The sequence below is a fragment of the Luteimonas sp. MC1825 genome (assembly GCF_014764385.1).
In the GTDB taxonomy this organism is placed as follows: domain Bacteria; phylum Pseudomonadota; class Gammaproteobacteria; order Xanthomonadales; family Xanthomonadaceae; genus Luteimonas.
Genome location: NZ_CP061714.1, coordinates 2166117 through 2188663 on the forward strand (window position 1 = coordinate 2166117; position 22547 = coordinate 2188663).

General features: G+C 71.1%; 23 protein-coding genes and 1 pseudogene. 10 read left to right on the plus strand and 14 right to left on the minus strand.

All coding sequences use genetic code 11. The annotated features are described in order from the left end of the window. Positions 1-35: 35 nt before the first annotated feature. Positions 36-1229, minus strand: coding sequence for an FAD-dependent oxidoreductase (locus IDM46_RS10160; RefSeq protein ID WP_185115617.1), 1194 nt, complete (start codon positions 1227-1229; stop codon positions 36-38). Continuing rightward, positions 1229-2446, minus strand: a complete 1218-nt coding sequence (ubiH, locus tag IDM46_RS10165) for a 2-octaprenyl-6-methoxyphenyl hydroxylase (protein WP_185115618.1) — start codon at positions 2444-2446, stop codon at positions 1229-1231. Before ubiH ends, IDM46_RS10160 begins: the two co-directional genes overlap by 1 nt. An 82-nt stretch (positions 2447-2528) precedes the next feature. On the opposite strand from ubiH, the gene IDM46_RS10170 reads away from it, so the two are divergent. From IDM46_RS10170 to IDM46_RS10210, 9 genes and pseudogenes are all read left to right on the plus strand, one after another. Further along, the gene (locus tag IDM46_RS10170) at positions 2529-3131 is read left to right on the plus strand and encodes a hypothetical protein (RefSeq protein WP_182825128.1); all 603 of its coding nucleotides are present in this window, start codon (positions 2529-2531) and stop codon (positions 3129-3131) included. Between the two features lie 4 nt (positions 3132-3135). Then, the gene (locus IDM46_RS10175) at positions 3136-3690 is read left to right on the plus strand and encodes a cob(I)yrinic acid a,c-diamide adenosyltransferase (protein WP_182825126.1); all 555 of its coding nucleotides are present in this window, start codon (positions 3136-3138) and stop codon (positions 3688-3690) included. A gap of 53 nt (positions 3691-3743) precedes the next feature. Beyond that, on the plus strand, positions 3744-4664 hold the full coding sequence (locus tag IDM46_RS10180; RefSeq protein WP_185116075.1) for a histone deacetylase family protein: 921 nt from the start codon (positions 3744-3746) through the stop codon (positions 4662-4664). Between the two features lie 119 nt (positions 4665-4783). Then, positions 4784-7201: an LPS assembly protein LptD gene (gene lptD, locus IDM46_RS10185; RefSeq protein WP_182825124.1), complete on the plus strand. Its 2418-nt coding sequence runs from the start codon at positions 4784-4786 to the stop codon at positions 7199-7201. Next, positions 7198-8502, plus strand: coding sequence for a peptidylprolyl isomerase (locus tag IDM46_RS10190; protein WP_182825122.1), 1305 nt, complete (start codon positions 7198-7200; stop codon positions 8500-8502). Before lptD ends, IDM46_RS10190 begins: the two co-directional genes overlap by 4 nt. Before the next feature lies 1 nt (position 8503). Next, positions 8504-9523 carry a 4-hydroxythreonine-4-phosphate dehydrogenase PdxA gene (gene pdxA / locus IDM46_RS10195; RefSeq protein ID WP_185115619.1) on the plus strand — a complete coding sequence of 340 codons (1020 nt, stop codon included), beginning with the start codon at positions 8504-8506 and terminating at the stop codon, positions 9521-9523. Continuing rightward, positions 9520-10326, plus strand: coding sequence for a 16S rRNA (adenine(1518)-N(6)/adenine(1519)-N(6))-dimethyltransferase RsmA (rsmA, locus tag IDM46_RS10200; protein WP_185115620.1), 807 nt, complete (start codon positions 9520-9522; stop codon positions 10324-10326). The genes pdxA and rsmA overlap by 4 nt, the downstream gene beginning before the upstream one ends. Positions 10327-10361: 35 nt before the next feature. After that, positions 10362-10745 carry a Co2+/Mg2+ efflux protein ApaG gene (gene apaG / locus IDM46_RS10205; RefSeq protein ID WP_185115621.1) on the plus strand — a complete coding sequence of 128 codons (384 nt, stop codon included), beginning with the start codon at positions 10362-10364 and terminating at the stop codon, positions 10743-10745. Continuing rightward, positions 10745-11557, plus strand: a pseudogene (locus IDM46_RS10210) (symmetrical bis(5'-nucleosyl)-tetraphosphatase); the annotation flags it as partial. The gene apaG and the pseudogene IDM46_RS10210, both read left to right, overlap by 1 nt. On the opposite strand, the gene IDM46_RS10215 reads toward IDM46_RS10210, so the two are convergent. The 7 genes from IDM46_RS10215 to IDM46_RS10245 all read right to left on the minus strand — a co-directional run bounded on the left by IDM46_RS10215 (position 11502) and on the right by IDM46_RS10245 (position 16332). Further along, positions 11502-12197 (minus strand): transcriptional regulator, encoded by a 696-nt coding sequence (locus IDM46_RS10215; protein ID WP_185115623.1) that lies wholly within the window; start codon positions 12195-12197, stop codon positions 11502-11504. The pseudogene IDM46_RS10210 and the gene IDM46_RS10215 sit on opposite strands and share 56 nt — an antisense overlap. Positions 12198-12204: 7 nt before the next feature. Beyond that, positions 12205-12810, minus strand: coding sequence for a hypothetical protein (locus tag IDM46_RS10220; RefSeq protein WP_185115624.1), 606 nt, complete (start codon positions 12808-12810; stop codon positions 12205-12207). A gap of 107 nt (positions 12811-12917) precedes the next feature. Next, positions 12918-13427 carry a dihydrofolate reductase gene (locus tag IDM46_RS10225; RefSeq protein ID WP_223877956.1) on the minus strand — a complete coding sequence of 170 codons (510 nt, stop codon included), beginning with the start codon at positions 13425-13427 and terminating at the stop codon, positions 12918-12920. Positions 13428-13437: 10 nt separating this feature from the next. After that, positions 13438-14232 carry a thymidylate synthase gene (locus tag IDM46_RS10230; protein WP_182825106.1) on the minus strand — a complete coding sequence of 265 codons (795 nt, stop codon included), beginning with the start codon at positions 14230-14232 and terminating at the stop codon, positions 13438-13440. Between the two features lie 13 nt (positions 14233-14245). Continuing rightward, the gene (lgt, locus tag IDM46_RS10235; RefSeq protein ID WP_185115626.1) at positions 14246-15169 is read right to left on the minus strand and encodes a prolipoprotein diacylglyceryl transferase; all 924 of its coding nucleotides are present in this window, start codon (positions 15167-15169) and stop codon (positions 14246-14248) included. A 7-nt stretch (positions 15170-15176) separates the two neighbouring features. After that, positions 15177-15914 (minus strand): TerC family protein, encoded by a 738-nt coding sequence (locus IDM46_RS10240; RefSeq protein WP_185115627.1) that lies wholly within the window; start codon positions 15912-15914, stop codon positions 15177-15179. 37 nt (positions 15915-15951) lie between these two features. After that, positions 15952-16332 (minus strand): diacylglycerol kinase, encoded by a 381-nt coding sequence (locus IDM46_RS10245; protein ID WP_182825099.1) that lies wholly within the window; start codon positions 16330-16332, stop codon positions 15952-15954. A gap of 291 nt (positions 16333-16623) precedes the next feature. Between IDM46_RS10245 and IDM46_RS10250 the strand changes: the two genes are divergently transcribed. Then, entirely contained in the window at positions 16624-17115 is a 492-nt protein-coding gene (locus tag IDM46_RS10250) for a hypothetical protein (RefSeq protein WP_185115628.1), read from the plus strand. Between the two features lie 67 nt (positions 17116-17182). Here IDM46_RS10250 and IDM46_RS10255 read toward each other — a convergent pair whose 3' ends face one another. From IDM46_RS10255 to IDM46_RS10275, 5 genes are all read right to left on the minus strand, one after another. Next, the gene (locus tag IDM46_RS10255) at positions 17183-17842 is read right to left on the minus strand and encodes a LysM peptidoglycan-binding domain-containing protein (protein ID WP_185115629.1); all 660 of its coding nucleotides are present in this window, start codon (positions 17840-17842) and stop codon (positions 17183-17185) included. A gap of 145 nt (positions 17843-17987) precedes the next feature. Then, complete coding sequence (locus IDM46_RS10260) at positions 17988-19001, minus strand: isoaspartyl peptidase/L-asparaginase (RefSeq protein WP_182825093.1); 1014 nt, start codon at positions 18999-19001, stop codon at positions 17988-17990. 48 nt (positions 19002-19049) lie between these two features. Then, the gene (locus IDM46_RS10265) at positions 19050-20285 is read right to left on the minus strand and encodes an ABC transporter permease (protein ID WP_185115630.1); all 1236 of its coding nucleotides are present in this window, start codon (positions 20283-20285) and stop codon (positions 19050-19052) included. Continuing rightward, complete coding sequence (locus IDM46_RS10270) at positions 20282-20986, minus strand: ABC transporter ATP-binding protein (RefSeq protein WP_182825089.1); 705 nt, start codon at positions 20984-20986, stop codon at positions 20282-20284. The genes IDM46_RS10265 and IDM46_RS10270 overlap by 4 nt, the downstream gene beginning before the upstream one ends. Beyond that, on the minus strand, positions 20983-22491 hold the full coding sequence (locus IDM46_RS10275; RefSeq protein WP_185115631.1) for an efflux RND transporter periplasmic adaptor subunit: 1509 nt from the start codon (positions 22489-22491) through the stop codon (positions 20983-20985). The genes IDM46_RS10270 and IDM46_RS10275 overlap by 4 nt, the downstream gene beginning before the upstream one ends. Positions 22492-22547 lie beyond the last annotated feature (56 nt).

The window sequence follows — 22547 nt, forward strand, 5'->3', positions numbered from 1 at the left end:
GGCGCCGGCTCCTTCGGAGCCGCGCAGGTGGACGTCTAGATGCCCGCCGCCTGGCGCCAGAGCGCGGCCGACAACGACGGCACGCGACCGGCCAGCCCCAGCAGCGGTCCGCGCAGCAGGGTTGCCGCGAGCGACGGACTGGTGAATGCCCGGTTGATGCCGTCGAAGGCGTGGGCCGCCAGCGTGTCTTCGCTGCGGCGCGCGCGCCCCCAGCGCGCGAGGCGCTGTGGCGTGGCCCAGTCCTGCTTGCGCGCCCGCGCGCCGGCGATCGACGCGTGCAACGCCGCCACATCGCGCAGGCCGAGGTTGACACCCTGCCCGGCCAGCGGATGCACGGCATGCGCGGCATCCCCGAGCAGCAGCACGCGGCCGGCGACGTAGCTGCGCGCCAGCTGCATGCGCAGCGGGAATGCGGCCCGTGGCGAACACGGCAGGGTGCGGCCGAGACGGGCGTCGAAGGCTTGCGTGAGCGCGTTGCCGAACGTGTCGTCATCCATCGCCAGCACCGCCTGCGCGGCCGCGGTGGGCTGCGACCAGACGATCGAACTGCTGCCGTCGGCGCAGGGCAGGAACGCCAGCGGCCCGCCCGGCAGGAAGCGTTGCCAGGCGGTGGCTTCATGGGCCTCTTCCGTGCGCACGTAGCCGACCACGCCGGATTGTCCGTAGTCACGGCCGTCGACGGCGATGCCGGCCAGCGCGCGCAGGGTGGACGCGGCGCCGTCAGCGGCGATCGCCACGCGCGCGGACACGCGGCGCCCGTCGTCCAGCCGCAACTGCACGCCGGCTTCGTCCTGCTCGAGCCCCTCCACCCGCGCGGGGCAGCGCAGTTCGACACCGGCGCCCGCCAGCCGCGCCCAGAGCCGGTCGACCAGCAGTGCATTCTCGACGATCCAGCCGAGCTCGCGGCGCCCGTAGGCGTCGGCGTCGAATATCAGTTCACCGCCGCCCGCTGCGTCCCAGACGCGCATGCGCCGGTACGGCTGCAGGCGCGTCGCAGGCGCACCGTTGCGGCCGGCCACCGCGTCCCAGGCGCCCAGCGCCTGGAACAGCGCGGCGTTGTCGGGCGCGAACGCGTAGACGCGCAGGTCCGGCGCGTCGGGCGACCAGGGCGCGGGCGCGCGGCCCTCGACCAGCACCACCGACAGGTCCTGTCGCGCCAGCGCGAGCGCGGTGGCCGCGCCGACCACACCGCCGCCGACGACCACCGCATCGACCTGCCCGCGGCGCATCAGCCGGCCTGCGCGCGGCAGGCGGCGGGCACGTCGCCGCGATAGCCCATGGCACCGCCGACCAGCCCGGCCTGCAGCGCCGGCACGGCATCGAGCGCCATCAGGCCGAGGCTGCGCAGCAGCGTCACTCCCGGCAGCGGGTTGGCCGTCAGCCGCGCGAAGCCGTGCGAGAACGCCAGCGTCCGGCTGCGATCCTCCGTACGGCGCGCGGCGTACGCGGCCAGCAACGCGGGGTCGCCTGGATCCCCACCGACCGCCACCTGCGCGGCAAGCAGCTCGGCCAGCGTCATCGCATCACGCAGGCCGAGGTTGAAGCCCTGCGCACCGACCGGGTGCAGGCTTTGCGCGGCGTTGCCGACCAGCACCGCGCGCGCCGCCACCGTGTCGGTGGCGGTCACCGCGACCGCCGGATAGGCGCTGCGGGGGCCGGCCTCCAGCAGGCGGCCGACCCGCCAGCCGAACGCATCCTGGACGTGTGCGAGGAACGCCTGTTCGTCCAGTGCCTGCACGCGCGCGGCATCGGCCGTGGCCACGCCGTGCACGAGGCCCCAGGCGCGGTCGCCGCGCGGCAGCAGGGCGGTCGGGCCGTCGTCACCGAGGCGTTCGTAGGCGGTGCCGTCTGGCGCCCGCGCCGCGCGCAGCCTGGCCACCAGCAGCACCTGCCCGTAGTCATGCTCCGACGCGGCGATCCCGAGCGCGGTGCGCACGCCGCTGCGCATGCCGTCGGCGGCGACGACCAGGCGCGCGCGCAGCAGCGGCGTACTGCCGCCTTGCAGATGTACCTCGCGCATGCCGTCGGCCGCGACCGCGAGTGCGGTGAAGCGCGTGCCGCGATGGCGCGTGAGCGCCACCACGTCGGCCAGCCGCGCTTCCAGCGCCTCGCCGAAGTCCTTTGCCACGACGACCTGGCCGAAATTCCGGCGACCGTAATCGCTCGCTGCAAGGCGGATGCGGCCGAAATCGCCGCGCCGGCTGACGTGGATGCGCTCGATGGCACCGGTCGGCGCGCGCAGGCGCGCCATCACGCCAAGGCTGGACAGCGCGTTCACCGTGGCCTCGGCGAAGCTCAGGTTGCGCTCGTCGAACACCGCCGGCATCGCCGCCGCGGGGGCTGCCTCGACCAGTGCCACATCGAGTCCGGTCGACTCCAGGGCGATCGCCAGGCTGGCGCCCACCAGGCCGCCGCCAATGATCACCACATCGTGGGTTGCGCTCATGCGCGCCATGATACGGCCCCTGGTGCCGCCAGTTCGCTAGAATGGCCGCCACCTCGAAGTCCGTGCCGGAGCTCCCAGCGCCATGAACACCACCCTGCAACGCGCCATCGTCCTGTCACTGCTCGTGCTGCTGATGGCGGCGACCCGCAGCCATGTGTTCAACCACTTCACGCCGCTGCCGGACGCGTCCTGGGCGGTGTTCCTGATCGCCGGCTTCCATCTGCGCAGCTGGTCGCGGCTGGTGCTGCCGGGGCTGCTGGCGCTGGCCGTGGCCATCGACTGGGCGGTGATCACCGGCCAGGGCATGTCGTTCTGGAGCCACTACTGCGTGTCCGCGGGCTACTGGATGCTGCTGCCGGCGCACGCGGCGATGTGGGCCGCCGGGGCGTGGCTGCGCCGTGGCTATACCGGTGCCGGCGTGTCCGCGCTCGGCCGCCTCGCGGCCGCGGTGGTGCTGGCCACCGCAACCTGCCACCTGCTGGCGCAGGGCGGTTTCTACTGGCTGTCGAACACCGTCGCCGAGCCGACGTTCGCCGGCTGGGCGCGCAACTACGGCCACTGGTTCCTGCCCTACCTGAGCGCCACGGCGATGTTCGTCGCGCTGGCGGCGATCGCGCAGGTGGTGGCCGAAGCCGTCGCGCGCCACGCCGGGGCCAGCGCGCAGGCGCGCGACAGCCAGCGCTGACGCCATGGGCAACCGCCTGTCCAAGATCTATACCCGCACCGGCGACGACGGCAGCACCGGGCTTGGCGACGGCAGCCGCACCGGCAAGGACTCGCTGCGCGTGGAGGCCTACGGCACGGTCGACGAGGCCAACTCCACGCTCGGCCTGCTGCTGGCCAGCGACATCCCGGAGGCGATGCGCGAGCTGCTGACGTCTGTGCAGCACCAGCTGTTCGACCTTGGTGGCGAACTGTGCATCCCGGGGCACTCGGCCATCAGCGATGACGACGTGACCCGCCTCGAGCAGCACCTGGACCAGTACAACGCGCCCCTGCCGCCGCTCAAGGATTTCATCCTCCCCGGCGGCGGCGACGCGGCGGCGCGCTGCCACATCGCGCGCACCGTGGTGCGCCGCGCCGAACGCTGCACGGTGGCGCTGTCGCGCGCCGAGGATATCCGCCCGCAGCCGGTGCGCTACCTCAACCGCCTCTCCGACCTGCTGTTCGTGCTGGCCCGCGTGCTGGCGCGCGAGAGCGGCCACGGCGAGGTGATCTGGCGGCACGAGCGCCGCAACGGCTGACACATGAGCGACCGCGCGCCCGTGCTGGAGTCCGCGCCTTGAGCGCGACCGGCGTGCCGGTCTTCACCCACGCCGCGTGCTTCGCGCACGACACCGGCTCCGGCCACGCCGAAAGCCCGCAGCGCCTGGGCGCCGTGGTCACCGCGCTGCGCGACCATGTCCCCGGCTTGGAATGGCTGGAAGCACCCCGCGCCACGCGCGGACAGCTGCTGCGCGTGCACGATCCGATCCTGCTGCAGACGGTCCTCGAGGCACCCGACCGGCTGGTCCAGCTCGATCCCGACACGGTGCTGTCGCCGGGCTCGCCCGAAGCCGCGCTGCGCGCGGCGGGCGCGGTGGTCGCTGCCGTCGACCATGTGATGGGCGGCCTGTCGCGCACGGCATTCTGCGCGGTGCGCCCGCCGGGCCACCACGCCACCGACCTGCATGCGATGGGCTTCTGCCTGTTCAACAACGTGGCCGTCGGTGCCGCGCATGCGCTGGAGCGCCACGGCCTGTCGCGCGTGGCGATCGTCGATTTCGACGTGCACCACGGCAATGGCACGCAGGCGATCTTTGCCGCCGAAGCGCGCGTGCACTACAGCAGTGCGCACGAAATGCCGCTGTTCCCCGACACCGGCGATCCGCGCGAACGCGGGGCCGGCAACGTGCGCAACGCGGCGCTGCGGGCAGGGACCGGCAGCCACCGCTTCCGCGAAGCCTGGCGCGAGCAGCTGCTGCCCGCGGTGGATGCGTTCGCGCCGCAGCTGCTGCTGCTGTCGGCCGGCTTCGACGGCCATCGCGCCGACCCGATGGCGCACATCCAGCTGGAAGCCGACGACTACACGTGGATCACCGCCGAACTGGGCGCGATCGCCGCGCGTCACGCCGATGGGCGCATGGTGTCGGTGCTCGAAGGAGGCTATGACCTTCCGGCGCTCGCCGAATGCAGTGTCGCCCACGTTGCTGCGCTCGCGGCGGGCTCCGCGCGCTGAACGCCGCGTGCACGCCAGGGGTCCGCGGCCGCTGGCGAGGCCGGCGTTCACCCGGCGCGCATTGCCGCTGCACGGGCGATGCGGCAAGCTAGCCGCCGCCCCACCGACCGGATGAACGCGTGCACAAACCCCTCCGACTGCTCCCGTTGTCGCTGTGCATCGCCTGCGCACTGGCGACGCACATCCCGGATGCGCGGGCAGCGGATGAACCGGAACCCGACTGGGGCCTGTGCCCGGTCGACGATTCGGTGCCGGCGTTCGCCGATGCGCAGCCCGCGGTGGGTTCGATCGAGGAGCGTGCCTCGCAGCCCACCGACATCGCCTGCGACGACATGAGCGGCGTCGACGGCGAGAACGTCGCCTGCAAGGGCAACGTCACGCTGCGCCGCGGCGACCAGTTCCTCGGCGCGGACGGGCTGGAGTTCGAGAACGAGACGTCGACCTACGTCGCCACCGGCAGCGTGCGCTACCAGGACTCCGGCATGCGCATGGTCGCCGAACGCCTCGAGGGCGACCAGGAGGCCGACACCCACCGTGTCGAGAACGTGCGTTACCAGCTGACAGACCGCCGCGGCAACGGCGGCGCAGAGCGCATCGAGATGAAGGGCTCGCAGGGCGCGCTGTACGGCTCCACCTATTCCACCTGCCCGCCCGACGACCGCTGGTGGGAATTGCGCGCGGGTCGCATCGACATCGACAACGAGCGGGGCCAGGGTATCGCGCGCAACGCCACCCTGCGGGTCGGCAAGGTGCCGGTGCTGTACGTGCCGATCTTCGCCTTCCCCACCGACAACCGCCGGCACACCGGCCTGCTGTATCCGGCCATTTCATATTCCAGCCGCAACGGCTTCGACTGGCGGCAGCCGATCTACCTCAACCTCGCGCCCAATTACGACATGACGCTCGAGCCGCGGCTGATGACCAACCGCGGTCTGCAGCTCGGCACCGAATTCCGCTACCTCGTCAATGGCGGCGGCGGCGTGCTGGAGCTCGACGTGCTTCCCTCCGACAATCTGGCCCGTGACGGGCGCGCCGACGAGATCGCGTCGCCGTACCCGGCAGAGAACTACCGCAAGGAAGACCGCGGCATGTTCCGGTTCAACGCCTACCAGAACATGGGCCCGCACTGGCAGGCGCGGACCAACCTGGCTTGGGCCAGCGATCCGCGCTACCTGGAAGACTCGAGCAACGCGTTGAACGGCCTGACCAACTTCTCGATCAAGAGCGACCTCGGGCTGTACGGCCGTGGCCGCGACTGGGACGCCGGCGTGATGGCCGACTACTGGCAACTCGGCGACTGGACGCTGGCCGACGCCAACCTCCCCTTCCACCGCCTGCCGCGTGCGTACGTCAACTGGGAACGCGGCGTCGGCGACTGGCTGGTGGCCGGCGTGAACGCCGATGCCACCCGTTTCGCGCATGCCGACAGCGCGGCGCAGCCCGGAGGCAGCCGCATCGACGTGCGGCCCTATGTGTCCATGCCGCTCGAAGGCGCCAGCTGGTTCGTCAAGCCCACGCTCGCCTGGCGCTATACCGGCTACGCGCTCGAGGACGTGCTGGCGCAGCGGATCGCCGCCGCAAACGGCACCAGCGCCGATGACTCGCCATCGCGCAGCCTGCCGATCACCACCATCGACGCCGGGATGTTCTTCGACCGCGACACCATGTTCCGCGGCGAGAGCTACCTGAACACCCTCGAGCCGCGCCTGTATTACGTCAACGCGCCCTACCGCGACCAGTCCAACCTGCCGCTGTTCGATACCCAGTTCATGTCGTTCGGGTGGGGGCAGCTGTTCCGCGACAACCGCTTCACCGGTGCCGACCGCCAGGCCGACGCCAACCAGCTCACCCTGGCCCTGACCACCCGGCTGATCGAGTCCGAATCCGGCGCGGAGAAGCTCTCCGCGAGCATCGGCCAGATCCGCTATTTCGAGGACTCGCGCGTCGGCCTCGATGCGACGTCGCCGGTCATAGGCGAAGGCAAGTCGGCGTGGATCGCGGATGGCAACTACGCCATCAACGACCGCTGGAGCATCGGCGCCACCTACCACTGGAACCCGGCCACGCGGCAGGAGGACCTTGCCAGCGTCCGCACCCGTTACCTGATGGGCGACGACGGCGTGGTCAACCTGGCCTATCGCTACCGCCGCAACGCCGCCGACCAGCGCGACCTGCTCGAGCAGGTGGACCTGTCGTTCCTGTACCCGATCAACACGTCCTGGAGCCTGGTAGGCCGTTACTACTACTCGCTGCTCGACAACCAGCTGCTCGAGGGCATCGCCGGGGTGCAGTGGGACAGCTGCTGCATGGCGGCGCGCCTGGTCGCCCGCCGCTACGTCCGCAACCGCACCGGCGAGATGAACGACGCGATCCAGTTCGAGCTCGAATTCAAGGGCCTCGGCTCGGCCGGACCCGACACGGCCAGCCGCCTGCGCCGTGCTATCCTCGGTTACTACCGCGAGGACCTGTACCTGGTGCCTCCTGCCGAAGTCCGCAGCGGCCCAGGCAACGACCCATCCCTCGACGCGACCCCATGAAAAACATCCTGATTCCGTGCCTCGCCCTCGCCGTGGCGGCCTTCGGCCTGCCTTCCATGGCGCAGGACGCCCAGCCGCTGGACGGCATCGCCGCGGTGGTCAACGAGGACGTGATCCTCGAGAGCGAACTCGACCGCGCGACCGCCAACATCGTGGCGCAGTACGGTGACCGCCCCGGCCAGCTGCCGCCAGCCGAGGTGCTGCGCCGCCAGCTGCTGGAGCGCCTGATCCTGGTGCGCCTGCAGACCGCGCGCGCGCAGGAGACCGGCGTGCGCGTGACCGACGAGGAAGTCGACGCCGCGATCGGCGGCATCGCGCAGCAGAACAGCATGACCCCGGACCAGCTCCGCCAGCAGCTGGCACGCGACGGCCTGAACTTCGCCGACTTCCGCCGCTCGCTCGGCGAGGAGCTGATGATCCAGCGCATGCGCCAGCGTTTCGCGCAGACGCGGGTCACGGTCACGGAAGGCGAAGTCGACGCCGCGCTCGCCAACCAGGCCACCGGCACCCAGTACCGCCTGGCCCACATCCTGGTCGCGCTCCCCAGCGGAGCCACCCCGGAGCAGATCGCCACCGCGCAGCAGAAGGCCGATGGCGTGAAGAGCCTGCTGGACCGCGGCGAGATGGATTTCCAGGCCGCCGCCGTGCGCTATTCCGACAGCCCCAACGCGCTGGAGGGCGGTGACCTCGGCTGGCGCAGCACCGACGAGATCCCGACCGCCTTCACCGGCTCGATCAGCACCATGCAGCCCGGCCAGGTGCTGGGCCCGTTCCGCGGCCCCAGCGGTTTCCAGTTGCTGCAGTTGATGGAAACCCGCGACGCCTCGGCCGCGGCCACGCAGACCGTGACCCAGTACCAGGCGCGCCATGTGCTGGTGCGTGGCGACGACGCCGCCGCCAAGGCGCGCATCGACACCCTGCGCGCGCGCATCGCCGGCGGTGCGGATTTCGCCACCGTCGCGCGCGAGGATTCCCAGGACCGCTTCAGCGGCGACAAGGGTGGCGACCTCGGCTGGTTCGTGCAGGACCAGTTCGGTCCCGAATTCGGCGCCCAGATCGGTGGACTGGCCGATGGCGAAGTCTCGGCCCCGTTCCGTACCCAGGCGGGCTGGCATGTCGTGCAGCGCCAGGCGACGCGCCAGGCGAACGTGGGTGACGAGAACCGTCGTGCCCAGGTCCGCGAGACCATCGGCCAGCGCAAGCTGGAAGATGAATGGAACCGCTACCTGCGCGAACTGCGCGGCGAGGCCTACGTCGACATCCGCAGCGCGGCCGGCGTCGCCGGCGCCAACGGCGACTGATTTGCAGCGTCCACGGCTCGCGCTGGTCCCGGGAGAACCGGCCGGCGTCGGGCCGGAGCTGTGCGTGCGCGCCCTGCAACGCACCTGGGATGCCGACCTCGTCGTGCACGGCGACGCCGCGGTCCTGATCGCCGCCGCCCGGCGGCTCGGCATCGCGCTCGATCGCCCCGCGCCCGACACCCTCGCCGCCGAGGGTGGCCCTGTCCGCCTCGTCGACCTGCCGGGCACCCAGGTGGTTGCACCCGGACGGCCCGCCGCGGCCAATGCACCGGCCGTGGTCGCCGCACTCGTGCGTGCCGCCGATGCCTGCCTGCGCGGCGAGTGCGATGGCATGGTCACCGGCCCGGTGCACAAGGCCACGATCAACGACGGCGGCATCGCCTACACCGGCACCACCGGCCTGCTGGCCGCCCATGCCGGGCGCGAGGTGGTGATGATGCTGGCCAATGACCACATGCGCGTCGCCCTCGCCACGGTGCACCTGCCGCTGCGCGCGGTGGCCGACGCGCTCACCCCCGCCCTGCTCGAACGCAGCCTGCGCATCGTCCACGACGCCCTGCGCGGCGATTTCGGCATCGGCGACCCGGTGATCGCGGTGCTCGGCCTCAACCCCCACGCCGGCGAGGATGGCCACCTGGGCCGCGAGGAGATCGATGTGATCATCCCGGTGCTCGCGCGCCTGCGCGGCGAGGGCCTGCGGCTCGAGGGCCCGCTGCCGGCCGACACCGCCTTCCTGCCGCGCAAACTGGCCGGTGTCGACGCCGTGCTGGCCATGTACCACGACCAGGGGCTTCCGGTGCTGAAATACAGTGGTTTCGAACAGGCGGTGAACATCAGCCTGGGCCTGCCCTACCCGCGCGTGGCGGTCGACCACGGCACCGCGTTCGACCTCGCCGGCAGCGGCCACGCCGATCCTTCCAGCCTGTTCGCGGCGATCGAGACCTGCACGCGGCTGGCACGCGTGCGCCTCGCCGCGCGGCCCGGCACCCGCGACGCCCTGCACCCGGACCGGGTGCCATGACCACCACCGGCCACGACGGCGCGTTCCGCGATCCGGCGAAGAAGTCGCTCGGCCAGCACTTCCTGCACGAGCGCGGCGTGGTCGACAAGATCGTGCTGGCGGTCGACCCGCGCCCGGGTGACCACATCGTCGAGATCGGCCCCGGCCAGGGCGCGATGACCTGGCCGCTGCTCGACCGCCACGGCCGGCTGACCGCGATCGAGTTCGACCGCGACCTGCTCGCGCCCCTGGCGGCGCGCGCGCGCGCCCATGGCGAACTCGAGCTGGTGCACGCCAACGTGCTCGACGTCGACTTCACCGCGCTGGCCGCGGGCACGCCGATCCGCCTGGTCGGCAACCTGCCGTACAACCTGTCGTCGCCGATCCTGTTCCATGCCCTCGACCACGCCGCGGTCGTGCGCGACATGCACTTCATGCTGCAGAAGGAAGTCGTGGACCGCATGGCGGCCGGCCCGGGCAGCAAGGTGTACGGGCGGCTGAGCGTCATGCTGCAGGCCTACTGCCGGGTGACCGCGCTGTTCACCGTCGGTCCGGGCGCGTTCAAGCCGCCGCCGAAGGTCGATTCCGCGGTGGTGCGCCTGGTGCCGCGCCCGCCGGCCGAGATCGGCATCGACAACCCGGCGCGGTTCGCCGCGATCGTGCGCGCGGCGTTCGGCCAGCGCCGCAAGACCCTGCGCAACGCGCTGCAACCGCTGTGTTCGGCCGACGCGATCGGCACCGCGGGCGTGGATCCGTCGCAGCGCGCGGAGCAGCTCGCGGTCGCGGATTTCATCCGTATCGCCAACCTGCCGGTCACCACGTAGCCCCTGGATTCACACCGACCGCTTAAACTGCCGGCATGGACGACACGCCGGACTACACCCTCGAGATCCAGATCGCCACGCGCTTCCTCGCCGACGAGTCGGCACCCGAGGAAGACCGTTATGTATTCGCGTACACGATCCGCATCCGCAACCTCGGCAAGTGCGCAGCGCAGCTGCTGGACCGGCACTGGGTGATCACCGATGGCAACGGCCGCGTCGAGGAAGTGCGAGGCGAAGGCGTGGTCGGCGAACAGCCGCGCCTGGAACCTGGCGAACAGTTCACCTACACCTCGGGCGCGGTGCTGCAGACCGCCGTGGGCACGATGGAAGGCAGCTACGGCATGCTCGGCGATGACGGCACGCAGTTCGATGCGCCGATCCCGCCGTTCACGCTCGCCGTGCCGCGAACGCTGCACTGATGGCCATCTGGGCGATTGGTGATCTCCAGGGTTGCCTGGGCCCGACCGAGCGCCTGCTCGAGCGGATCCGTTTCGATCCGGCACGCGACCGCCTCTGGTTCTGCGGCGACCTGGTCAACCGCGGCGGCGAGTCGCTGGAAACGCTGCGCCTGGTGCACTCGCTGCGCGCGAATGCGGTCACCGTGCTCGGCAACCACGACCTGTCGCTGCTGGCGATCGCCGACCGCCGCGAAGACGAGCAGCGCAAGGTCAACGCCGACCTGCAGCGCGTGCTGTTCGCGCCCGACCGCGACGAACTCCTCGACTGGCTGCGCATGCAGCCGCTGGTGCACGCCGACCACGACCTCGGCTGGATGATGGTGCACGCCGGCCTCGCGCCGAAGTGGACGGTCGCCGACGCCGAGGCGCTCGCGCGTGAAGTCGAAGCCAGCATCCAGGGCAAGGACCGCCGGCGCCTGTTCAAGCAGATGTACGGCGACCGCCCGGCGTGGTCGCCGGGCCTGCGCGGCACCGACCGCGAGCGCGCGATCATCAACACCTTCACGCGCATGCGCTACTGCAGCCCGCGTGGCCGCATCGCCTTCGAGGAAAAGGGCGCGCCGGGCACGCAGCAGCCGGGCCTGTATCCCTGGTACGCGGTGCCGGGCCGCGTCGAGCGCGGACTCAAGCTGGTCTGCGGGCACTGGTCGTCGCTGGGCCTGTTCATCGGCCACGGCGTGCATGCCATCGATACCGGCGCGGTGTGGGGGGGCACGCTCACCGCGCTGCGCCTGGACTCCGAGGAACTGCAGGTGGTGCAGGTTCCGGGGCGACCGCAGCAGCCTCCGGCCCCAGCCTGAAGCGACAGGCGTGCCCGCCGCGGGCCATGCACTCGACATGGTGCACGCGGCGCCCGGTGCTCGCTTCAATGTAGGCAAGGTCGAAGCTGCAGACCTGGGGATGCTGGCGTGCGAGGTCGTGGAACACGCAGTTGAAGGCTTCGACCTGCCAGTCCTCGCCGTGGCGCGCGGGCACCGCCTCGTAGCCGAGCGCATCCAGGCGCTGTGCCAGGGCGCGCGCCAGGCCTTCGCCGCTTTCACCATCGAGCGATGGCTGTGTGGCCGCGATGCCGCGGCCAAGCGCCTGGAGCAGCGCCCCGACCCCGTCATCGCCCATGCGAACGTGCAGCTCGGTGAGCAGCGCGGCCGTGAACGCGCCGTAGTTGCGCGGGAACAGTGCGCGCCCTTCGGCGGTGATCACGTAGCGCGACTGCGGCCTGCCGCCCGTGGCGCGCGGCTGCCCGTGGCCTACCAGCCCGCGCGCGGCGAGCGCGGTGATGTGCTGCCGCACCGCGTTGTGGCTGACGCGGAGCCGCTGGCAGAGCTCCTCGGTCCCGAGGCCATCGACCGCCGCCAGCAGTTGCCGCAGCAACCGCTGGCGCGTCCCGCTGAACTGTGCGAGCCCGGGCGCCATCCCTGGCCTAGGTCGCCGTGTCGGGGAACTGCCTGGCGATGGCGCCCGCCAGCGCGTCGGCGATCATGTCCATGTGCATCTGCATCGCTTTCCATTCGGCCGCTTCGCCCGCGGTGTCGTCGGCGAGGATCAGGTCGACCTGCCGCGAATGGTGCGCGCCGTGGGCCAGCATCAGGCCGTGCACGGTGTCTTCGGGCAGGTTGGGATTGGCACCCGCCAGGAACTTCGCGATCTCGCCGGCATTGGCGGTGAGGTCGGCCATGGCCGCCTCCGCCGTTGCTCCGCCGCCAGAGGCGCGCGCGTCGGTGAGCGACTTCACCGCAGCCCAGTGACCGCCGAGCAGAGCCAGCATCTGCTGGCCAGCAGGATCCCCGTAGAAGCCCGCCACCGCCGTGCTGATCTGCCTGGCGTTCTCCACCACCGCGTCGGCCGCGGCCTGGGCGTCGGCGGTCTTGCCGACATGCACGGCGAGCGCGTAGTCGCGCGCATGCACGATGTGGCCGTGCCACAACTCGCGCATGGCGGCGTGGAGCTGGGGGGCGGCGACCGTGCCGGACGCGACCTTGGGCGCCGGCGCCGCGGCTGCGGCAAGGGGTGTGAGTGGAATCGGCATGACGGGACTCCCGGGAGGTCGCGGACTGCGACAGCAGCATCTTGCTCCGCGGGCCCGAATTTGCCATGGCACCATGTGTAAAGGCGCCAATTGGCGCCTGGACGTGGTCAGCGGGGTCGGTACTCGACGAAATCGAAGGCGAAGGCGTGGCGCGCGTCGGCCGGATGGCGCTCGCGCGACACCTCCCGCCATGCCGCCGCGTCGAACGCCGGGAAGAACGCATCCGCGCCTTCGACCGCGGTCTCGACATGCGTGAGGTACAGCACCGCGGCGCGTGGCAGGGCCAGCGCGTAGACCTCGGCGCCGCCGATGACGCACAGCTCGGCGGCCCCTGATGCCAGCGCGCAGGCCTCGTCGAGCGAGGCCACCGCGTCCATGCCGGCGAACGGCACCCGCCCGCTGCGCGTGAGCACCAGGTTGCGCCGCTTCGGCAGCGCGCGGCCCAGCGACTCGGCCGTCCTGCGCCCCATCAGCACCGGCTTGCCGAGCGTCAGTGCCTTGAAGTGCGCGAGATCCGCCGGCAGGTGCCACGGCAGGCCATTGTCGCGGCCGATCGCGCGCCGGCGGTCCAGGGCGGCCACCAGCGACAACGCGGGGGTGGTCTGCTGCTGCATCATCGCGTCGTGCTCAGACCGCGACCGGGGCCTTGATGGCCGGCAGCGGATCGTATCCTTCGATGCTGATGTGCTCGTGAGTGAAGGCGAACACATCGCGTATCGACGGATCCAGCACCAGCCGCGGCAGTGCGCCGGGCGCGCGTTCGAGTTGCTGGCGCGCCTGCTCGAAATGGTTGCTGTACAGGTGCGCGTCGCCGAGCGTGTGCACGAAGTCGCCCACGCCCAGCCCGCAGGCCTGCGCCACCATGTGCGTCAGCAGCGCGTAGCTCGCGATGTTGAACGGCACGCCGAGAAAGATGTCGCCGCTGCGCTGGTAGAGCTGGCAGCTCAGGCGGCCGTTGACCACGTAGAACTGGAACAGCGCGTGGCAGGGCTGCAGCTTCATCGCCGGGAGCTCGGCCACGTTCCAGGCCGACACCACCAGGCGCCGCGAGTCCGGGTTGCGGCGGATCTCGTCGATGACCCAGCAGATCTGGTCGACCTCCACGCCGTCGGCACCTGCCCAGTGCCGCCACTGCTTGCCGTACACCGGGCCCAGTTCGCCGTCGGCGTCGGCCCACTCGTCCCAGATGCCGACCTTGTGCTCGCGCAGGTAGGCGATGTTGGTCTCGCCGCGCAGGAACCAGAGCAGCTCGTGGATGATCGAGCGCAGGTGCAGCTTCTTGGTGGTGACCAGCGGGAACCCGTCGTTCAGGTCGAAGCGCATCTGCCAGCCGAACACGCTGCGCGTGCCGGTGCCGGTGCGGTCGGCCTTGTCGGTGCCGTTCTCGAGGACGTGGCGCAGGAGGTCGAGGTACTGGCGCATGGCGTCGGGCTCCTCAGTCGGTGGTGCGGGGGCCGGAAGCGGTCGGGAGCACGGGCTGCAGGGTCGGCGAGCGCCGCGCCAGCCACAGCCAGTACAACCCGACCAGGACCAGCGGCAGGCTCAATACCTGGCCCATGGTCAGCCAGCCGAAAGCCAGGTAGCCAAGATGGGCGTCAGGCTCGCGCACGAACTCCACCAGGAAGCGGAACGCGCCGTACAGCAGCGCGAACATGCCGGCAACCGCATAGCGCGGACGCGGACGGCGCGAGAACCACCACAGCGCCGCGAACATCACCACGCCCTCGAGGAACGCCTGGTACAGCTGCGACGGATGGCGCGCGAACTGTGCCAGCTCGCCCGCCTGGAACTGCGCGCGCAGCGCGGCCTCGGGCAGGCTGGCCAGCTCCGGCGGCAGGGCGTTGCGGAACACCACGCCCCAGCCGGCGTCGGTCGGCTTGCCCCACAGCTCGCCGCCGATCCAGTTGCCGATGCGGCCGAAGCCCAGCCCCAGCGGCACCAGGGGTGCGACGAAGTCCATCGTGTCGAACACGTGCAGGCGGCGCGCGCGCGACCACAGCCAGATCGCCACCAGCACGCCGAGCAGGCCGCCGTGGAAGCTCATGCCGCCGTCCCAGACCTTGAACAGCATCAGCGGGTCGGCCAGCAGGTCGCCGAAGGCATAGAACAGCACGTAGCCGATGCGGCCGCCCAGCACCACGCCGAGCATGCCGTAGAACATCAGGTCGCCGAAGCCCGCGTCGTCCACGCCGGGCAGGCGCCCCGCGCGGATCCGTGAGCGCCCGAGCCACCACGCGCTGGCGAACGCCAGCAGGTACATCACGCCGTACCAGTGCACCGCCGGCTGGAACGTCCGCCCGAGCAGCGCGAATGCCGGGGACTGGAGCGCGATCGGGTCGATCAGGTGCAGGTAGGCCATGCCGTCCTCAGCCCGGTGCCACGTGGCGCAGCGCGCGACGCTTGGCCCACAGGTTCAGCAGCTCCACGAATGCCGAGAAGCCCATTGCACCGTAGATGTAGCCCCGCGGGATGTGCAGCTCGAAGCCCTCGGCCATCAGGTATGCGCCGATCAGCACGATGAACGCGAGCGCCAGCATCTTGATCGTCGGATTGTTGTCGATGAACGTGCCCAACGGGCGCGCGGCCAGCAGCATCACGCCCACCGCGATCAGGATCGCGATCACCATCACCGGCACGTAGTCGCCGGCCATGCCCACCGCGGCGATCACCGAATCCAGCGAGAACACGATGTCGATGACCGCGATCTGCGCGATCACCATCGCGAACGACGTCGCCGCCTTGCCGGCACCGCCGGCGTCCTCGTGCGCACCGGCGACGAGTTCCTTGATCTCCAGCGCGCCCTTCACCACCAGGAACACGCCGCCCAGGATCAGCACCAGGTCACGCACCGAGATACCCTGGCCGAACACCGAGAACAGGTCGCTGGTGAGCCCCGCCAGCCACGCCAGCGTCAGCAGCAGGCCGATGCGGGTGATGCAGGCCACGGCGATGCCGAACTTGCGGGCGAACTCGCGCTTCTCGGCCGGCAGCCGGCTCACGGCGATCGAGATGAACACCAGGTTGTCGATGCCGAGCACGATCTCGATCGTGGCCAGCGTGACCAGCAGGATCCAGACCTGCGGGTCGGAGATCAATTCCATCATCGCTTGCATATCCTTGGGAAAGTCGTTTCCAGCCGTGTCACGCCAGGCGCGGCCACAGCAGTGCGCCCCAGACCAGCAGCACGTTGAGCATCAGCACGAACACGGCGGCGGAGCCCATGTCCTTGGCGCGCCCGGCCAGTTCGTGGTGTTCATCGCCATAGCGGGCGATGACCGCCTCGATCGCGGAGTTCAGCAACTCCGCCGACAGCACCAGCAGCAGCGAGCCGACCAGCAGCGCGCGCTCCACCCCGCCCTGCCCGAGCCACAGGCCGAGCGGTGCCAGCACGGCGAACAGGCAGACTTCGAGCCGGAACGAGGACTCGTGCAGCCACGCCGCGCGCAGGCCCTGCATCGACCAGCCCGCGGCCTTCAGGATGCGCGCGGGTCCCCTGGGCATGTGTCCGGTTTCGTCGGCCATTGCGAAGGTATCGCTCAACGCGCTCGGTCGCTGCGCGGCGGGAACTGGAACTGCATGCTGGTTTGGCTGCCGCGTCCGACCGGAAGCTGCCAATTTTGCCACAAGGGCGGTGTCGGGACCCGATCGGCTACCGTTTGGCGCGCCGGGGGCGCCGCAGGCCCGGTCCAGGTCCCGCTTCACCGGGCGCAACGGCCCCGCCTGGCAGCATGCGCGCACACCGCACGGGAGATCCGCATGCACCGGCACGCTGCTATCCTCGGACCGTTCTTCGCACTCGCCATGGGAGCCCTCATGAACCCAGCGTTCGCACAGGCCACACCCCGCCAGATGCAGGCGGGCGATGACGGCTATGCGCTGCTGCTCGAGACGGCCGGAGCGCCGCTGCAGGCTCGCCTGGGCCATGCCGTGTCACTGGACGTCGAGCGCCTCGACCGCCTCGGCAACTGGGCCTTCGTGCTCGGCACGCTGCGCGCCGCGGGCGGCGGACGCTTCGATTACCAGGGCACGCCGTTCGCCGCGGCCGCCGCGCAGGGCGGCATGTCCGATGTCTACGTCGCGCTCCTGCGCCGCGAGCCGGATGCCGGCGACGCCGACCAGGCCGCGGCGGCGGCACCCGCCGAGGCCGCCGCGCGCGACCAGGCCGGTGTCGAAGGCGCCGATGACGGCGGTTTCCCCCCCGGTGGCCGCTGGACGGTGCTCGATTTCGCGATCGGCCCGGGTGACGTGGCCTGGCTCGGCTGGCCGCAGGAACACGCCGCGCCGCGCGCCCTGTTCGGCTTCTGAACACGCCTCCGCGGCAACGGAAAAGGCCGGGCAATGCCCGGCCTTTTCCGTGGCACGCCAGGCGCGATCAGCCGCGCGGGCTGATGATCTCGTAGTTGCCGGACGCGCCGCCCCAGCTGATGCGCTGCGAGCCGTCGGCATTGACGTTGTTGGAGCCGATGAAGGTCGGCCTGCCGTTTTCCATGCCGGCGAACAGCACAACATGCGACTGGCCGTTGCGCTGCATCAGCACCACGTCGCCGGGGCGCGCATCGGCCAGCGCGACCGTCTGCCAGCCGTCGCCCTTCAGGTTGCCGGCCAGCGTGTCGACCGAAGCACTGGCCTGGCTGGCGTCAATCAGGCCCGCCTTCTGCAGGCAGGCGGAAACGAAATTTGCGCAGTTGACGTTGTTCGGCACCCAGCTCTGCATCGGCAGCTCGCTGCTGTGCTTGAGCTCGCCGGCATTGCGGCCGATGAACTGTTCGGCGATTGCGGCGGCGTTGTTGCCACCGACGATGGAAGACCCGCTCACGCCCTGCGTACCGGCCACCCCACCCGAGCCTCCGCTCCCGCCCGCATCACCCATGGCGCCCGGGATGTTCAGCGTATCGCCGGCGTAGATCAGGTCGGCATCCTTGATCTGCGCGTTGTTCGCCATCAGCGCGTCGACGCTGGTGCCGTAGCGCTGCGCGATATGCGACAGGGTATCGCCGCTGACGATGTGGTGGCTGCTGCCGATGGCGGTCATCGAGCTCTCCGTGCCGCGGGCTGCGCGGCTGCGTGGTCTACGCAACGGAGTCTCGGCGCGGGAGCTGGAGGCCACAACCCGGGGCCGGCCCCTATCGGGTTTACCCCAGGTCGCCCACGCCCGCCGGACGGGCCGGTGCCGCGGCCTACTCCTCGCGGAAGATCGCCGTGCCGCGCGAGCCGTCCGGCTTCACCCAGCCGCGGTACATGCCGGAGGTGTTGAACGGCATGGCGATGTTGCCGTCGGCATCAAGCGCGATCGCGCCGCCATCGCCTCCCAGGCCGGGCACCACGTTCATCAGCACCTCGTCGGCCGCCGCCTGCAGGCTGTCGCCGCGGTAGGCGACGCGCGCGCAGATGTCATGCGCCACCGCGGCGCGCAGGAAGAACTCGCCCCAGCCGGTGCCGGACACGCCGCAGCGGTCGTCGGCCCAGGTACCGGCGCCGATCACCGGCGAGTCGCCGACGCGCCCCCAGCGCTTGTTGGTCATGCCGCCGGTCGAGGTGGCGGCGGCGATGTGGCCCTGCGCGTCGAGTGCCACTGCGCCAACCGTGCCGAAGTACGTGCCCTTCAGGTCCGCCGGATCGGCGGCGCCGGACTGGCGCGCCGCCGCTTCGCGCGCCTGCGCCTGCTCGAGCTGCTCGCGGCGGTGGTCGGTATCGAACCAGCGGTTGGCGACGCGCTCGAGTTCCGGCCGGGTGTCGGCGAACGCCTCGGCGCCGTCGCCGATCAGCATGACGTGCGGCGAATGCTCCATCACCGCGCGCGCCAGGCGCACCGGGTTGCGGATCGTGGTCACCCCGGCCACCGCGCCCGCGCGGCGGGTGTGGCCCTCCATTACCGAGGCGTCCAGTTCATGGCGCCCTTCGGCGTTGAACACCGCGCCCTTGCCGGCGTTGAAGCGCGGCGACTCCTCCAGCGCGCGCACCGCCGCCTCGGCGGCATCCAGCGCGCTGCCGCCGCGGGCGAGCACGGCGTGTCCGGCATCGAGCGCACGGTCCAGGTCGGCGCGGATCGCCCGTTCCTCGCCGGCATCCAGCGCGTCGCGCTCGATGACCCCCGCACCGCCGTGGATCACCAGGGCGGTCGGACGGTCATTGGCATGGGCAGGGCTGGTCATGGCGAGCGTGGTCGTCAGCAGGAGGGCGATCAGGCGCATGGCGGATCCCCGTGGATGGACCGCAAGGATAGCCGACGCCAGCGCCGGCTACTGCGAGCGCAGGGCCTCGATCGGATCGAGCTGCGATGCCTTGCGCGCGGGGTAGTACCCGAAGAACAGGCCGGTCGCGATCGAGAAGCCCGCGGCCAGCGCAATCACCTGGCCGTTGAGCGCCACCGGGAGGTCGCCGAACCTGGCCACCAGCAGCGCACCGGCGATGCCGATCACGATGCCGAGCGCGCCGCCGATCAGCGACAGCAGCATCGCCTCCGCCAGGAACTGCCGGCGCACGTCGGTGGGCCCGGCGCCGACCGCCATGCGCAGCCCGATCTCGCGGATGCGCTCGGTGACCGACACCAGCATGATGTTCATGATGCCGATGCCGCCGACGATCAGCGAGATGCTGGCCACCGCGCCCAGCAGCAGCGACATCAGCCCCGTCGTGGCGGTGCGCGTGGCGACGATCTCGCTGATGTTGCGCACGCTGAAGTCGTCCTCCTTGCCGGGGCCGATGCGGTGACGCTGGCGCAACAGTGCTTCCACTTCGCCCTGGGCGTAGCCGATGTCGTCGGCGTCGGCCACGGTGAGCGCGACCTGCATCACCGCCCCCGGCGGCAGGCCCATGGCGCCGAGCAGGCGGCGCCGCGCGGTCTGCAACGGCACCATCATCACGTCGTCCTGGTCCTGGCCGAAGCCGCCCTGCCCCTTCGCCGCCAGCGTGCCGGTGACGACGAAAGGCACGCGGCCGATGCGGATGGTCTGGCCGACGCCGGAATCCTCGCCGAACAGTTCGCGGCGCACGGTGTCGCCGAGGATCACACCCTTCGCGGCGGCGCTGTAGTCCTGCGCGTCGAACGCCTCGCCCTCGGCGATGGTCCAGCCGTTGATGTCGAAGAAGTCCGGCTGCACGCCCTGCCAGCTGGTCGACCAGTTGTTCTCGGCATACACCACCTGCGTGCTGCCGCGCAGCGCGCCCGCGACGTACTGCACCTCGGGGATCTCGTCGCGGATCGCGTCGACGTCGCCTTCGGTGAGCGTGTAGAAACTGCTGCCGCTCATGCGCGCGCCACCCTGGCCACGGCCCGCACCCGGCGAGATGTCAAGCCGCTGCGAGCCGAGGCCTGCGACCATCTTGTCGATCTCGGCCTGCGTGCCCTGGCCGACCGAGACCATCACGATCACTGCCGCGATGCCGATGATCACGCCCAGCGAGGTCAGCACGCTGCGCATCCAGTTGCCGCGCAGGGCGTGGATGGCGGTGCGCAGGATGTCGCTGAACTTCATGGCGCTGCCCCGGCGTGCTCGGTGTGCAGTTCGCCGTCGCGCATCACGCAGATGCGGTCGGCGTGGGCGGCCACTTCGGCGTCGTGGGTGATCAGGATGACGGTGTGACCGTCGTCGCGCAGGCGCTTGAACAGCGCCAGGATCTCCTCGCCGGTCTTCGAATCGAGCGCGCCGGTGGGTTCGTCGGCCAGCAGGATCGGCGGCCTGTTGATGAGCGCGCGCGCGATCGCCACGCGCTGCTGCTGGCCACCCGACAGCTCGTTGGGCCGGTGCCCGCCGCGCTCGCCCAGGCCCACCGCGGCCAGCGCCTCGCGCGCGCGCTCCTGGCGTTCCGCAGGCGGGATACGGGCATAGCCGAGCGGCATTTCCACGTTCTCCAGCGCCGTCATCCGCGGCAACAGGTGGAAGCCCTGGAACACGAAGCCGATCTTGTCGCGGCGCAGGATCGCAAGCTCCTCGGCATCCAGCGTGGACACGTCCTCGCCGTCGCAGCGGTAGCTGCCCGAGCTGGGCTTGTCGAGGCAGCCGATCAGGTTCATCAGCGTCGACTTGCCCGAGCCCGACGGTCCCATGATCGCGATGAAATCACCGCGTTCGATACGCAGGTCCACGTCGCGAAGCGCGACCACTTCGGCCTCGCTGCCGGGCGAGTACACCTTGCCCAGGCCGCGGGTCTCGATCACCGGCACGCCGCCGGTCATTTCGCGGGGCGCTCGCCGGTCACCAGCAGGTCGCCGGCGTCGAGCGCGCCCGACAGTTCGGTGTCGGTGCCGTCGCTGGCGCCGACCCGCACCAGTACCGGCTGCGGGCTGCCGTCGACCAGCTTGTACACGGTGGCGCGCGTGGCGCCGACCAGCGCCGTCAGCGCCGCATCCCACCTGGCGGCCTGGCTGTCATCGAGGCTGCCGCGGAAGGCGGCGAAATCCTCGCGGAAGCGCTGCAGCATGCGCTGGCGCACCTGCGCGGCCGCACCCGCGCCGCCGCCGCCACCGCCGGACATCGCCACCGTCCGCGGACCGCCCCCCGGGCCACCGCCCGCGCCACCGGCACGCGGTGCGGCCTGGCGTGCCGCCTGGCGCGCCTGCACCGCCGCCAATGCGGCGTCGAACGCCGCCTGCTGCGGGGGCGTGAGGTCCAGGCCTCCGGACACGCCGGCAAGGTCCGACGCGACCCCGTTGCGCGCGCCGCCCGGCGGCATCGCCGCCGCCGCCCCTTCGGCGCCGGTGGGTTTGTAGCGCAGTGCGGCGTTGGACACCTTGAGCACGTCGTCGCGGCGGCTGACCTCGATCTCGGCATTCACGGTCAGGCCCGGCAGCAGGGTGCCGTCGCTGTTGTCCACCGTGACCACCACCGGATAGGTGACCACGTTGCTGGTGTTGGTGGCGGCCAGGCGCACCTGGTCCACGACGCCGCGGAACTGGCGATCGGCGAAGGCGTCGGCGGTGAAGCTCACGCTTTGCCCGGCCTTGACCTGGCCGATGTCGGCCTCGTCGACGGCCAGCTCGATCTTCATCTTCGACAGGTCTTCGGCGATCGTGAACAGCTCCGGCGCCTGCAGGCTGGCGGCCACGGTCTGGCCGGCCTCGATGGTCCGCGTCAGCACCACGCCGTCCACCGGCGAACGGATCACCGTGCGATCAAGGTTGATGCGCGTGGTGCGCGTGGCGGCGCTCTGCTGCTGGATCTGCGCCTGCGCCGCGCGCACCTGGGCCTGCGCCTGCTCGCGGGCCGCGCGCGCCAGGTCGATGTCGCTGCGTGCCACCAGTTGGCGGTCGCCGAGTTCGGCCTTGCGGCGATAGTCGAGCTCGGCGTTGCGCAGCGTCGCCTGCGCCTGGCTGAGCGAGGCCTGCGCGCTGGCGATCTGCGCCGAGCCCTGCTCGATCTGCGCCTGGTAGCTGCTGGGATCGATGCGCGCCAACACCTGCCCGCTTTCCACCTTGTCGTTGAAATCGACCAGCACCTCCGTGACCTGGCCGGAGATCTGGCTGCCCACCACCACGGTGGAGATCGCGCTCAGCGTGCCGGTGGCGGAGATCGCCATGCGGATGTCGCCCCGCTGTACTTCGGCAGTGCGGTACGCGCTTTCCTGGCTGGCACCGCGCGAGCCGTTCCACCAGGCGCCAGCCACGGCGAGCGCGGCGATCGCAACGGCGACAAGGAGGTATGGCCGGGCGCGACGCCTGGTGGGCTTGGATCGTGTGCTCATGCGGTCTGCGGCTGCTGGCTGGGGTCGGGAGGCTAACGCATCAGCGCGGCCGGCGT